Origin of the sequence: Nostoc sp. FACHB-190 (assembly GCF_014696905.1) — a bacterium.
Lineage (GTDB): Bacteria > Cyanobacteriota > Cyanobacteriia > Cyanobacteriales > Nostocaceae > Nostoc_B.
The window spans coordinates 15,946-28,842 of the sequence record NZ_JACJQW010000034.1 but is presented as its reverse complement, the minus strand read 5'-3'; the positions used below and the strand labels follow the sequence as shown (position 1 = coordinate 28,842).

Sequence of the window (12,897 nt, the reverse complement as noted above, 5' to 3'; positions counted from 1 at the left end):
AATGGCAGTTCATGACTTAACTGCATTTTTAGCCTGCGGCAGTAACTAACCAATCGCACATCACAGATTTACACCCATTTACAAAATTAACAGCCACCTGCCACTGCCCCAAGTATCCATTCCAAAACGGCTCACCCTCAGCCACGCCGACACTCTCCCCGATTTTGTCAACTAGCTGTTGATAAAATTCCCCTGCATCTTCTAGACCTTGCTGTAATTTCAGCTTTAACCCAGTCCACAGCTTTGATTGATTGCCTGTCTGTATTTCGTTATGATGAAGCGACTCATGATTGTCAGGCTTTATTGGGTGTTCCATACCCAAGTGATTTTTATATATATAAGAAATACTATGAGGGTGTGGAACGCTATCAAATGCTGATGGTGACACAGTTGAGAGAACTTCTGGAGTTGGTGCTGTTGAGGGTTGTGTCAGATGTTCTTGATGTAAATCACTGTTTTGAACAGCTGCTGCTTGTGCTTTTTCTATGACTCCTGCCAAAGTTGGCGTTGGGGCCAGCTTGTCTATGTGAGCCATGATTGCTTGTAGCATTTCCCAATGCTGGCGATTTAGCTGATAAACATGACCTTTTTTGCGAGTTTTTGTACTTTCGCGCTCAATACATAGGGTATCTAGAATTGACCCAAGTATTGCACTATTGCTGACTTTAAACGCTCCATTCTCGCTTTTCTCTAACGAAACTGTAAATCCTAGTAAACGTTTAATACTGTATCTATGCTCTCGTGCTAGGTCTGCCACTGCCACAACTTCCGAAGAATTATTGGTGTACCTCCATCCTTGAACCAGTTTCTCGATGATTTCAGGAATACCTAACTCATGAAGTAATTGCCGCTTTGCTGCATAAAAACTCTGGTCGCCGATATCTGGGTTATATTGGCGATCTGTGAGGTCGTAAGCTACAGCTGTCTGCTCGTCACCAAGCAAGATTTTGAGCATTTTTGCACCGCGAGTCAGGTTCTTAGTGCGTTGCAATTTGACAATATCCTCTGTAATCTCCAGCCCAGTGTCCCGGTGCAGCCGTGTTTTTTCCAGTCGGTTACGTTCTGCGCGGTTGAGGTTGCCACTGTTAATCATGGCTTTCATAAATTCTGCCTCGCTCATCATTTGGGACTGTGCGATCGCCCGATCTTGGGCTGATTTAATTTGTTTTTTCTGTTCTAGATAAAAGTTGCCCTCATCAGTAGTCATTGGTTGGTCATGGTCGTTTGACTCAATTTTCAAGGTAAAACCAGCATCAACCAATAAATCATGTAGCGTAGAGGAGGGATTTGCTTTACTGGCATTCGCACGAGCAATAATGCCTAGCTTGTGTTGAATCCAGGGCAGATCGTCAGGGCTAATGTCACCTTTAGCAGTCGGTAAAATTCCCTGTTCTATTAAGGGGCCTATTTGGTCAATTGATGCAATTAATTTATCAGTATCTTGCACATTTTTCAATAAATCTGAAAGTAAAATATCCTGGTTAATTTCTAATCTTCTACATTTGGGATTTATCCAAACTGTGATTTCACATTCAAGACGATAACGAAAAAGCATTTGCGCTTGATCTGAAGCACTTAAAACATCACCAGAGAAGAAAGCATAACATTTTTCAAAGTGGGACATCTCAAAACTTAATGCTGTTCCCATTGTCATCGTGTAACCTAGTATTTGATAATCTGGATAAATTTCATCAGCTTTTTGAATTAATTCTTTAATTCCTGGCTCATTACTGTTATCCCCATGAGCGAAAAACATAGATTTATCGGGTATTCCTCCTTCTAATAATTGCTGCTCAATGGCTAATAAATCTGTTTTATTCTCACAAGGTATGATGATGTTATGACCAGCTTTGGCAGCATCAATTAATTTGGTTAGCACCTCATCTTTATATTTGTTACAGTTAAATATTATTGGTTGACGGTTAATTCCTTTTTTTCCTTTGTGGTAAATAATAAAAGCCGGATGATTATCACCGCGTACTTGTTCAATGTAGTTTAAAGTTTCATCACATAAATCACGGTCGCTACCAATGACATAAACAGCATTTCTTATCAGCCATTCTAGTTTTATTCGGGCTTTTACTCTTAGTGTACCTTTGAGGTTACTATTAGTTTGGATTGACCTCAAAACCTGCTCTATTTCATCCAGAATTAAGATAAATGGTTCGTCTTTAGTCCATCGAGGGGGGTCAAACATGGCAGCTAAAGAGATATCTGTAATAGCTAATCTAGGAGCAGATGTTACACCTAATTGTAAATCTTTTAATTCGTGATGATGGAAGCAATCAAACTTAGGAGCAGTGTTAGAAAGTAAGGCATTTAAATGAGCGACTTGAATAATTTTATGTGGCCACTGCCGACACCAAGCACTTAGCAAAAAGCTCTTACCTATACCCCAATCACCTTTTATACCAATGATTCCCGGTGGTATACTTTGAAGTTGAATTGAAGGGAGAAACCCATTTTCAATGCTGATTTGGGCAGTCCGCGTCAAGTTAAACTTAGCAATATGCTGACGTTGAATTTCATATTGGGCTTTCGGGTCTTTTTGCCAAAAATCTTCTGTTTCTGGAGCAACTTCATTTGTAACTACTATGGCATCCTTGCAAAGTGCTATTTCAGTATTGAGTGCTTGAAGTAACTCATTGTTTGGTATTACTTTTGCTGCAACCCAATCAGCAATGTCACCACCAGGAGGACACTGCGGCCATAATCTTAATGGGTCAATTACAATAAAAGGAAGCTGAATCTTAGCTGCTGCAATTGCCAACTTTTGAGCCTTTTTCCGCCCCGGTTCGTCATTGTCGGGGAAATACACAACACCAACAACGCCACAATCTTTAATTTCTTGCAGCCCCACCAACAGCAATTCATCAGACCAGCTACCACCCTGGAAAGTGAAACTCACTCTTTTAAGAACCGAACGAGTAATGTCAACGCACTTCTCACCCTCATTCCCTAATACCCATTTGCCTGCGCCAAAGGAGCGTATTTCATCAATGCGGTAAGGATGCCAAGCTTGCTCTCCCTTGCCTTTTGCTATTTCACCATCAGCAGTGCGGTGGTGAGGAATTGTTATTTTACTGCCGTCTGACTTTTCAATTCTCAGCACCCACTGATTAGGAGAATATGGGTAGATGATTTCAAAATTTCTACCTCTGGCCACTCTCTTCGGTGGGCTAACTGGATGCGGTAACGTGGAGAGTGCGATCTCACCTTTTGGTATTGGTGCAGCAGCTGGTAATTTTGGCGTTTGTTCTACACGCTTAAGTTTTTTATTGATATAAGGAGGGTGTAGGACAGTTTCACCTATTACTTCTGCCCAAGGGCGAATAGCTTCTCTGATATCAGAATTCGCGCATTCCTGCCCCCAACAGTGATATTTGCCGCTTTTTGGGTCAATTGTCAAGCTGCCTTCGCACACCGGACACACATAACGGTGCTTACCTTTTTTGGGGGTCAGCCGATCTATAAAATTTCTAATGTCGAACTGCTCTAAGGAGGTCATAGTTTGGCCCCCTTTGTTGCGATCGCTCTAACTTCTAAGCACTCGTTACCATTAATTTCAATTGTTTTCTCTTGTAGCACTTTCGTATACTCCGATAATGTTTGCGTTCATCGGAGCTACCCAGTTTTATCGGGTGTTGGGTCTGATACCAATTTGCAATTCGCAATACTTCGGCTGCGCTCAGTACAAGTTCGCAATTCAAAAACCAAGATGCAGCAAAGCTTTCAGAGTTTGCATCTGGAGCAGATTTTTCGTGAAATGGTATGACTCCCATTACCCGGATTTCGGGCGACACTAGCTCTTGCTAAAACCAATGAGGTTTTAACTATGCTAATTTGCCCACACTATGCAGACATTGTTACACTCAAATTGCTATAATATGCGGTTTGCTACTTTTTGAGCAGATGATGTCTGCTGATGGGTAGCTAACCGATTTCCTCTTTGCTATTTTGATTTTCAAAATGCAACTGACCGTCAGATATATTCACAGATGACGGCGGTTTTGCTGTGTTATTAATTCCTAAAACTTGTTGTACGAATCCCCATACTTGACTTTGGGTAGTTCTAATAGACTTCTGATGCCAAGCATGACTTAAAGGGGCCAGAGAGTAGCAAAGAATTTTCTGCAAGTTCTTTTCCCTTTGCAACTCTGTATCTTCGTGTTCTTCTGGCCTGTTGCTTCTGGGGTTAATGGAAGTGAGTATTAACTTATTTTTATAAGTCAAAGAACTATCTTTAAATTTACTTATGAAGATAGTTGGATTTGTGAAATTTAGCATTGGTAAATGACCACATTTAGGGAATTTTGTAACAATTTGATGCACTTTTTTTTGAGAACACAAAAAAAAGGGCATAGTTGACCGCCCCTTGTGGTAACATTGCCTCAAGGGTGGAGTCATGGTGGAGCATGGTGGAGTCCAGTAAAGTCCTCTAGATTCGTAAGCCTTTATTAGTCATCAAGATTAGGTTTCCTGACCCTCGCAAAGTCGTTTCGCCTATCTTTTTGTCTAACGGCCCCCTTAAATTTGATTGCCTGAATATTACTGTTTGCCTAGCTCATCCTCCTTTTGATATAGGTTGGTATCAGCTTGGTGAAAAACCGATGTAAATAGGTTATCACTCTTCATATCTCTGTCAAAGAAAAATTTTTGATACGTCGTCGCTTGTTTTCTCCGATTCTTCACTCTTGGCAATGGAATCGGCGTATAACCGAGTAGTTTTTGGCTGATGAAGTTGGATTGTATATTTTTCATCATTACAAGCCACTGCCACCGTTGCGATCGCACCAAGATTTAGGATTTCCATTTTTGGTCAGCTTGCTGAAGATTTTAAGCATTTTTACTTACCAGCCTCCAGCATCTTAGCGACTGTCTGTGAGTCAAATTGATTCAAAGAATCCACTAATTCCTGAAACCGCCGATATTTGTCCTCTGCCCATTGGTCGGGGGTGTACCCTAAAACCTCACAGAATTTGATGTAATCTGTGCGCCAATGAAAATTTCCTAAAAGAGTCTTAAAAGAGTCAGCAATACCCAAGGACTCTAAGCTAAGGTTTGATTGCTGCTCGGTAGTGTTATCCTGTAAATTTTCCATATTAAGAATTGCGATCGCGTGAGTTGACAAATGTTTACCGAATCAAGAAAAAGTAAGAAATGGAATGCGTAAAAATTAGTTACATAAGCTGGGAGCAAGGGTAGTAGGAGCAATTACTGTTCACACTCTTGTGTGCAGTCGAACCTATGTTAGTGGGCTGGCAGATTGAAAAATCTGTTCAGCCGTCAGAGCCAATTCGGGAAAAGTTAGAGATTCGATGCGATCACTGCCTCTAAATTGAGCAACTTGGTACTCACCATCGATTAATTGATAAATGGATATAGTAGGCAGTTTAGGATTGCCGATAAACTTTCTAGCGCCTATAGCGGCATAATCTATAATCCAATATTCAGGAATACCTATAGCTTCATAATCAGCTAATTTTTTGTAGTAATCATCTCGCCAATTACTGCTAACAACTTCAACAACTAATGGAATAGATGCAAACTGAGATACAGTCGATTCCTTTTTCCATAAAGGCTCATTCACCAAATTTTGTCGATTGATGATTAATATGTCTGGTGAATAAGCTGATTCACCTTCAGGTGGTTTGACTAATACAGTTTTTGGGATGTAATAAGGTAAATTTAAACGCTTGATATCAGCAGATATTTCTAGTGCTAAAAAACCTACAACATCTTCATGGTCGCCCGTTGGTTGTGCCATTTCAACAATCACGCCGTCATGTAATTCATATCTTGTGCCTTCAGGTCGCCACGCTGCAAAATCTTCAAAGGTTACTAGTTTACGTAAGGCTTGAATCATAATTTATTGCCTTTAGTAGTCGTTTTGCTCATACCGTCTTTTCGTTCTCCTGTTTCATCTTCCCGCTTCAATCATTTTGGCGATCAGCGATCGCAGTGAAAATTGGGATAAATTTACGAATCGGTATCAATGTTGTTGCCTTAATCATCAAGCGCGATCGCCTGTCTTGATATTTAGTTACATTAGGTGGTAGTAGAGGATGCGGTAGCCATTACTGTTCACCATAGATGTGCGGTCGAGCCTAATTCTGTGGGTCAATTCTGGTTAGCTGTAATAAAATTGCCCCAAGCTGGTTTAACGCCGCGTTATTAGTGCGCTGATTCTCATCAAAATTTAGTTGATGTTGTTCAAAATTTCTTTGTAGTACTTCTGTATTTTCTCGTAATTCAAGTAACACATCATTGAGAATTGCATCTCTAGTAAAAATATTCTGTGCTGTACTGAGTAAACTATCTAGCTGTTCTTGGGTGTTGTTTTGTCGTTGGGCTAATTCTGCCAAAATCACATTAGTAGTTGCCTGTTGATTTGCAATACGCTCTAGCGTGGATTCGATACGGTCTAGGCGGCTTGGTTGTTCTGGTGTGTTGGTCATGCTGTTTCTTTGCTCTGACTGGATTCAGGTTTAGCTACATAGTCTTTAATAAAGCTGAGTAAAACATCTTTCATGTTTTTCCCTTCCCTGGCTACGACAAGTAAGAAAGATGGTGAGTAACATTTAGTTACATTAGGTGGTATTAGAGGATGTGGTAGCTATTACTGTTCACCCTACATGAACGGTCGAACCTCATAACCCACTGCCACCATTGCGATCTCGCAGTATCCGCAAGATTTCACGAACATCATTTTTTAGTTCTGCTAAATCTGCTGTATGAGCATTCAATATTTGGGTGTGTTCTGCCTGGACGGTGAGAATTTGAGCGATCGCTACTTGGCTAGTGCCGATTGTACCTGTAAGTAATTCCAGGCTGCTGACTCTTTGTTGCGGTGTTTCTGTCATGCTGTTTTTTCTTGGGTCTGTTCTTTTGGGGGCAGTTCACCACGTTCTCTTGCTTGTCTCATTGCTACTTCAAGTAGAAATGCAGCCAATGTAGCTGTTGGCCTGCCTTGGATTTGGGCTAATAACTCTAAATCTTCAAACACATAATCCGGTACGGTTACTGAAAATTTTTTACTCACAGACTTATATATATTTTGAGTCACATCATACCTCAATTTTACTCTTTAGCTTCTGTAAAGCAGCTTAGTAGAAGCCTTTTGGATACTTTTCTATGCTATCTTCCAAAAATATTCCATATAGAATATTTAAAGCTGCTAAATAGATGCTAACATGAATTTATCAGCAATCGATCAGCAACCAGCTACTAATTAGTGTCCGACTAGTACCCCAAAGAAAAGTACTGCAAGGGGTTTAGCGATTTGACGCTATATTGTGCTGCTTAATTTATCGATGATTAGCTAATTAACTATTAATTCATGTTTATTGCTGTATGACCCATGAAACCTAGACGCTGTAAGCATTCCACCGATTTAGATTTATTCATTGAATTTCCAGCGACCAAAACACATTTGGCCAATTTGTTGGGTGTAGCTCGTTCCACCCTTTGCACTTGGGAAAACATAGCATTCTGGCGTATTGAGTCATTTCGTAATGCTTACCCCAAAGCCTATGACGGAACTATTGACAGAGAATCGCCCCTAAGCCCTTACCAAGCCTGGGTTTTAAGTCGTGTAGGGCGGCTTATGGCACAGCTTAGACGTTCTGAACGGGTAAAAGGGTACATCTTGAAAAATCAGCACGATTTTAGTCGCTATCGCTATCAACAGGCATTCCAGCAAATCCAATTAAAAAAGGGAGCGTAAATCATGCCACGCACAGCTAAATCAAAGCCCACACCAGTACAAAACACAATTAGCATTCAAGATGCTGTTAACCAATTAGGAACCAATGAACAAGACCTAAGACTGGCATTGATAGACATTCGCCCGGATGACTTCGACACAGTGAAAGCCTTACCAATGCTAGATTTTGAGGCAGTTGCAAAGAAAATCAAAACTTCCATACAGCCACAGTTGCCAGCACATAGCGAAAATTTAGAAAGCCCTGAAACGCATACACTGCAAGCATCACAAACAGCCACAGAAAAGCCACAAAACACCTTATATGTACCCCGTCCCCCACAGCAACAGATAACCAATCCTAGCCAATCCCCAATACCCAATACTGGCTTATCTTTAGTTGAGCAGTTAGCCAAACAAGCCAGTGAGGAGATAGCGGCTGTAGATGCGATCTCTCAAGTTAAAAATCAGTTGATCATTAATAACTTGGCTATTCGCCAAAGCGAGTTAACAGAAGCCATCAACCAAAACTGGCAGTATCAAAAACAAGAGTATCTGGGAGCGATTAGAGATTTAACCAGCTTGCGTAAACAACCTGTAGAAGTCACACCAGATGAAACCAACTTACACCAAGAAATTGATGAGATTATCAACGAACTGGGAAAGAACCTTATTGTATGACGACCAATGTCTTACTGTTGCCCTTTGACCTTTTGAACGGACTACTAGAGAAAATTTTTAAGTTTATTTATTGAGTGCAACATGAATACTCAACCACTGCCAGAACTGATTGCACAGTCACAGCAACTACTCACTCAAATTCGACAACACCCACAGTTTAAAATTTTGCGCTTTGACTGTGATGTGACTATTGGAGATGTTTGTCAATTTTTCAATACGCTCCAATACTCGACTACTGACTTAGATGTATCCAGACTCGAAGGTTTTAACGAATAGATATCAGGGTTTAAGCTCTCAAAAAAATTGAGAGCTTGAGCATCAGATACACCTCAATCTTAACCATGAATGATGACTTAAATCGCCAAATTGAAAACGCTAAAACTGATGAGGGTGAACTCAACGAAGTATTAGAAAAATACGACCTAGATGAGCAATTAGCGCAGGAATTTAGCGACATAGACAAAGCATTTCGCCAACTAGAAATTCGCTATCAATCACTAATTAACGCGAGAAAGTTCTTGAACAATGGCTAAAATCGACACCACTAAAGCAGCTGCTCAAGCCGTAGCTGAAAAACTTGCTAGAGGCAAAAGCACAACGGGTGCAACCACTACTAGCCCGAATACCGTTGCTGTGACCATAGATAGCCGCATCCCTGGTTTACTGACTGTTACCCCTGAAATGCTCCCAGCGATGATTCCAGCATTTCACCCAAGCAACTATCACATCGCTGACCCGCTTAATCCTCCTGAGAGTCTACCCCAAGCCACAGAAGCCCAATTAGATAAGGGGATGAAAATTTACGAGGGCGCGACACGAGCGTTAAAACTCACCGGGGCAGCATTCGACCTCACACGCGAGAAGTTTACCGTAGTGGGTAAACACGCTAAAGCTTTTGGTGCTGGCATCCAGGCAGCTACAGAGCTTGAGAAAGTTAAGGGTAATTACCTTGATTATCTTAATCAAAAAGAGGTCACTGACCAAAAATCTGTGACTTTAGATGTGTCTAAGGTTCGTACAGTTACAGAAAATAACATCGCAGTTCATAGCAAAGATGAACTCAGTCAAAAACTAAAACAGGCAGAAATCAAAGCTGAGGAATCAAGATTAAAAACTGTTGAAACTGAAGGTAAATTATCTAGTTTTAAAGCTCAATTAGGCGATTATCTAGAGGTGAAAAAATGAAAAAAACTACTAACAGATATCTTGAGAATTTGTTGCCAGATGAGGTTGATTAATTAAAATTTTCAATGAATCAAATTCATTATGAGGTAGATAGTGATTCAGAAAATTGGGCAACAGAGTTAGGTAAATTATATGTTTTGCGCTATGGATACCCAAATGATATCGATACATTTTTGGGGATTGAAAGTAGTTTAATTTACTACTTTAAAAAAACTGAGGAGTAAGCAAAATGATTTCGCTGTATTTCGGCTTAGGTGCGATTTGTGGTGGTTTTGTCACTTACTTAGTTGCTGATGCCAAGCTACAAAAAGAGCTGAGAAAGGCTGCTAAAGTTGCCAAAAGTGCCAGCGATAACCTTCACAGTGTAATCAATAAATATGAAGATTCCAAAGCTCAATTAAATATACTAGTGCATCAATTAGAAGGTTTAAAAGATGAGCTAAAAGAAGCCAGAAAAACTATCAATTCGTTAGGTCATGCCAAGATTGAAAGTAGTGTAATGGTTGCTCACTTAAATTCTAGATTAGAAGAATATCAAGCTAAACTGACTCAAATTTTTACCCAATCCCAGAAAGATAAACAACAAATTGAGTATTTAGAAACTGAGATTGAGCAATGGGAAGCTAATTTTCAATCTCAGGTTGATATAGAAGCTAACAAACGCTTTCAACTGGCTAAACAAACCGAGTTAGAGAAAATTTACTTTGAGCATGATTCTATTACCTCTGAAGCAATGCAGTTGTTTAGACGGCTGCAAAATTGGGGTGAGAAGGTAGCTCATGGTCATACCTCCAAAGCTGAAATTATCAAAAGTTTAGCCAGTGGTTACAACCAAAACTTAGATGAAGTCAGCAAGGCGATCGCTTCTGAACGTCAAAACTATCTAGAGCAAATTGAACTACTCAACGAGCGCATAGCCCAACTGCAACGGGAACTGCAAGGGGATATACTGGAACCCGTTTATGGTGAGTTTGGTTTTGATGCCAACGGACGGATAGCAAACGCGATCGCCTCTTGGCTATGGTTTCAAAAACAAATACCTCTTTTAGTTACGGGCATAGAGGAGACTGACGGAGTAATAACAGCTGGCTACTGTTATAGTCGGTCAATTTCACCCCATGCCCTCGCCAAATTAATCAAAGATTGCTCATCAGAAATAACCAGAAATTTAGGTATTTACAGCATTGAGTCTGCTAAGAAGCTGGCTTTCACTGATTGCCTTGTAGTGAAGTTCCGCAAGGATAGGCCAGTAAGAAAAGCTGATAAAGGTAGTCTGTACCGTAGTCAGCAAGATTTTATAAACTATCTACTCTCTCAGCCGATTAGGTGGCGAATTGTCGGGGAGCCAGGCGCGGGTAAAACTCCCACAGTCTTAGTTTTAATGTCACATCTACTAAAGCGTGGCTTCTTAAACGGCAACACTCCCAATGGTAAAAAACTGGAATTTACAGAGTTTGGTTTTTGTAATCCATTGGCAGGAATTAGCGTCAAAAACTCCAATGATTTAGACTTCTGTCTAAGTTGGCAAAGTGCCAGTAAAGGGTTTAAGGGCTTGGCTGATGAATACAACTTTCGCAAGTCTACTACCAATTTACAGTATAAGGATTCTGTGGGCTACATCTGGGTTTGTGACGAGTTTGATAATGCTATTGATACCGTTGGAAGTGATGGCGGTAAACAGTTTAAGCAAGTCCTCAAAGATGGCGGTCACATTAATATGGGTGTCATTATTATGGGTCAATCTGGGATGGTTGCCAGTACGAAAGGACTGACAATTGATGACCAAAAAATGCTGACCAACGTTTATATTGACCCTGTAAGTATCAGAACATTTCTGACTCAATATGGTGAAAGGTTTTACTCAAAATCAACAGTAGAAAAAGCTCTAGCCACACTGGAACAGCTTGAATTAGAGATTGAAGAACAAAATGAAACTATTTGCGATACAGCCAGAGAATTTAGAGTAGCTATGGTAGTGGCTGACCGTTCACCAGTGTTTTACCAGTTACCCTACTTCGATACTATTGACATTGATTTAACTGCTTATCAAGAGTCAAAAGTTCAAATAGCAAGGCTTAGGCAGAATCCTTTAATTGATACACCTACAACTTGCCCCCAATGCCAAAGCCAGAACATTAAGAAGAACGGTCGATCTGGGAGTAAACAGCGTTATTCATGTCGTGACTGTGGTAAAAACTGGCTGGAGGCATAGGTATGGAATCTTCCTACTTTAGCAATGGATATCAGCCTAGAAATGATCATGAGCCAGGATACATTTATTTAATGGAGGCAGAAGGTTATCACGGTTTAATCCCTGGTTTCTACCTGCGTCGTTGCAAAATTGGTTTATCTCGAAATCCTCAACTAAGATTAGAAAATTTTCACGCCAATCAGCCACCATGCAACATTAAAATTCTCACTACTGTTTACGTTCAAGACATGGCAGAAGTCGAGACACAATTGCACAATCAGTTTAAACATTGTCAGGTTAAAGGCTTAGTCAAAAGCCGCGAATGGTTTGACTTTAACCCTTTGCAAATGGCAATGGTAAGATATGCAATTGCCAAATATGACATTCATGTTTTCACTTTTGATGAACTGCCAGTTCAATTAATTCTGTTATGTCTCTTAGGATTGTTGAGTCTAGGAATAATAACAGGAAGATTGACTAGTCAACCAGTGACACAATCACAAGAACAATTAAAAACTGAGTAAGTTAACCAGATTTTATTAATTGTTAAAAATTTGAAGAAAAATCGCTTCAATTTCTTCAAGAATTTATTTGTGTTAGCAATAAATATTCGGACATTAGTAGAAAATCAATGGAGTTGTAAAGATGACTCAAAGTTTAAGCATAGAGGAAATTCAGATAATTCTTAGAGCCATAGAAATAATCCTAAGAATGTTGCAAGCTAGGCAGGAATATACAGATATAGAAGCCACTGAAGAATTTACCATTTCCAACGATTTTAATTTGTTGGATGTAATTAATTCATTGGGTGAAATTCAAGAGGCCATTGAAAACTTTAAATCTGCTCAATCTCAAAGCACAGAAAGTAACGGAGCATGAAACAGCCTTGCTGCTATCTACTGAAACTATCCGCACCTTTAGGTACAAAAAAACATTCGGCTAGATATTATCTTGGTTCTTGCGCTAATCTGAATAAACGTCTAAAACAGCATAAACAAGGGACAGCCGCAGCTTTTACCCGTGCTGCCAGGGATAGAGGAATATTTTTTTAAGTTGTACGAGTCTGGGCAACAGAGACTTTACAAGAAGCTCGACAGCTAGAAAGAAAGCTGAAAAAGCAGAAAAATCATGCAAGATT

Annotated in this window: 18 protein-coding genes; 10 read left to right on the top strand and 8 right to left on the bottom strand. The window is 40.1% G+C overall.

The annotated features are described in order from the left end of the window. Window positions 1-28: 28 nt before the first annotated feature. The 8 genes from H6G28_RS27670 to H6G28_RS27635 all read right to left on the bottom strand — a co-directional run bounded on the left by H6G28_RS27670 (window position 29) and on the right by H6G28_RS27635 (window position 7,042). A complete protein-coding gene (locus H6G28_RS27670) occupies window positions 29-3,508 on the bottom strand; it encodes a plasmid replication protein, CyRepA1 family (RefSeq protein WP_190675776.1) in 3,480 nt (1,159 codons plus the stop codon). Between the two features lie 425 nt (window positions 3,509-3,933). Continuing rightward, entirely contained in the window at window positions 3,934-4,287 is a 354-nt protein-coding gene (locus H6G28_RS27665) for a hypothetical protein (protein ID WP_190675774.1), read from the bottom strand. Between the two features lie 355 nt (window positions 4,288-4,642). Next, window positions 4,643-4,813, bottom strand: coding sequence for a Vmc-like lipoprotein signal peptide domain-containing protein (locus tag H6G28_RS27660; protein WP_190675772.1), 171 nt, complete (start codon window positions 4,811-4,813; stop codon window positions 4,643-4,645). Between the two features lie 33 nt (window positions 4,814-4,846). Further along, on the bottom strand, window positions 4,847-5,101 hold the full coding sequence (locus H6G28_RS27655) for a hypothetical protein (RefSeq protein ID WP_190675770.1): 255 nt from the start codon (window positions 5,099-5,101) through the stop codon (window positions 4,847-4,849). A gap of 144 nt (window positions 5,102-5,245) precedes the next feature. After that, a complete protein-coding gene (locus H6G28_RS27650; RefSeq protein ID WP_190675768.1) occupies window positions 5,246-5,866 on the bottom strand; it encodes a Uma2 family endonuclease in 621 nt (206 codons plus the stop codon). Between the two features lie 241 nt (window positions 5,867-6,107). Next, window positions 6,108-6,458, bottom strand: coding sequence for a hypothetical protein (locus H6G28_RS27645; protein ID WP_190675766.1), 351 nt, complete (start codon window positions 6,456-6,458; stop codon window positions 6,108-6,110). A gap of 192 nt (window positions 6,459-6,650) precedes the next feature. Further along, window positions 6,651-6,863: a hypothetical protein gene (locus H6G28_RS27640; RefSeq protein WP_190675765.1), complete on the bottom strand. Its 213-nt coding sequence runs from the start codon at window positions 6,861-6,863 to the stop codon at window positions 6,651-6,653. Next, complete coding sequence (locus H6G28_RS27635; protein ID WP_190675763.1) at window positions 6,860-7,042, bottom strand: ribbon-helix-helix domain-containing protein; 183 nt, start codon at window positions 7,040-7,042, stop codon at window positions 6,860-6,862. The genes H6G28_RS27640 and H6G28_RS27635 overlap by 4 nt, the downstream gene beginning before the upstream one ends. Before the next feature lie 318 nt (window positions 7,043-7,360). Between H6G28_RS27635 and H6G28_RS27630 the strand changes: the two genes are divergently transcribed. The 10 genes from H6G28_RS27630 to H6G28_RS37035 all read left to right on the top strand — a co-directional run bounded on the left by H6G28_RS27630 (window position 7,361) and on the right by H6G28_RS37035 (window position 12,811). Continuing rightward, window positions 7,361-7,726, top strand: coding sequence for a hypothetical protein (locus H6G28_RS27630; protein ID WP_190675761.1), 366 nt, complete (start codon window positions 7,361-7,363; stop codon window positions 7,724-7,726). Window positions 7,727-7,729: 3 nt separating this feature from the next. Next, window positions 7,730-8,383: a hypothetical protein gene (locus H6G28_RS27625; RefSeq protein ID WP_190675759.1), complete on the top strand. Its 654-nt coding sequence runs from the start codon at window positions 7,730-7,732 to the stop codon at window positions 8,381-8,383. Window positions 8,384-8,464: 81 nt separating this feature from the next. Further along, a complete protein-coding gene (locus H6G28_RS27620; protein ID WP_190675757.1) occupies window positions 8,465-8,659 on the top strand; it encodes a hypothetical protein in 195 nt (64 codons plus the stop codon). A 65-nt stretch (window positions 8,660-8,724) separates the two neighbouring features. Further along, the gene (locus tag H6G28_RS27615; RefSeq protein ID WP_190675755.1) at window positions 8,725-8,916 is read left to right on the top strand and encodes a hypothetical protein; all 192 of its coding nucleotides are present in this window, start codon (window positions 8,725-8,727) and stop codon (window positions 8,914-8,916) included. Continuing rightward, a complete protein-coding gene (locus H6G28_RS27610; RefSeq protein ID WP_190675753.1) occupies window positions 8,909-9,568 on the top strand; it encodes a hypothetical protein in 660 nt (219 codons plus the stop codon). The genes H6G28_RS27615 and H6G28_RS27610 overlap by 8 nt, the downstream gene beginning before the upstream one ends. Window positions 9,569-9,633: 65 nt before the next feature. Next, the gene (locus tag H6G28_RS27605) at window positions 9,634-9,792 is read left to right on the top strand and encodes a hypothetical protein (RefSeq protein WP_190675752.1); all 159 of its coding nucleotides are present in this window, start codon (window positions 9,634-9,636) and stop codon (window positions 9,790-9,792) included. Window positions 9,793-9,797: 5 nt separating this feature from the next. Continuing rightward, complete coding sequence (locus tag H6G28_RS27600) at window positions 9,798-11,780, top strand: IS1/IS1595 family N-terminal zinc-binding domain-containing protein (protein WP_190675750.1); 1,983 nt, start codon at window positions 9,798-9,800, stop codon at window positions 11,778-11,780. A 2-nt stretch (window positions 11,781-11,782) separates the two neighbouring features. Beyond that, window positions 11,783-12,283 carry a GIY-YIG nuclease family protein gene (locus tag H6G28_RS27595; protein WP_242054667.1) on the top strand — a complete coding sequence of 167 codons (501 nt, stop codon included), beginning with the start codon at window positions 11,783-11,785 and terminating at the stop codon, window positions 12,281-12,283. Between the two features lie 121 nt (window positions 12,284-12,404). After that, window positions 12,405-12,638 carry a hypothetical protein gene (locus H6G28_RS27590; RefSeq protein ID WP_190675748.1) on the top strand — a complete coding sequence of 78 codons (234 nt, stop codon included), beginning with the start codon at window positions 12,405-12,407 and terminating at the stop codon, window positions 12,636-12,638. Continuing rightward, a complete protein-coding gene (locus H6G28_RS37035; protein WP_242054666.1) occupies window positions 12,635-12,811 on the top strand; it encodes a GIY-YIG nuclease family protein in 177 nt (58 codons plus the stop codon). The genes H6G28_RS27590 and H6G28_RS37035 overlap by 4 nt, the downstream gene beginning before the upstream one ends. Window positions 12,812-12,897 lie beyond the last annotated feature (86 nt).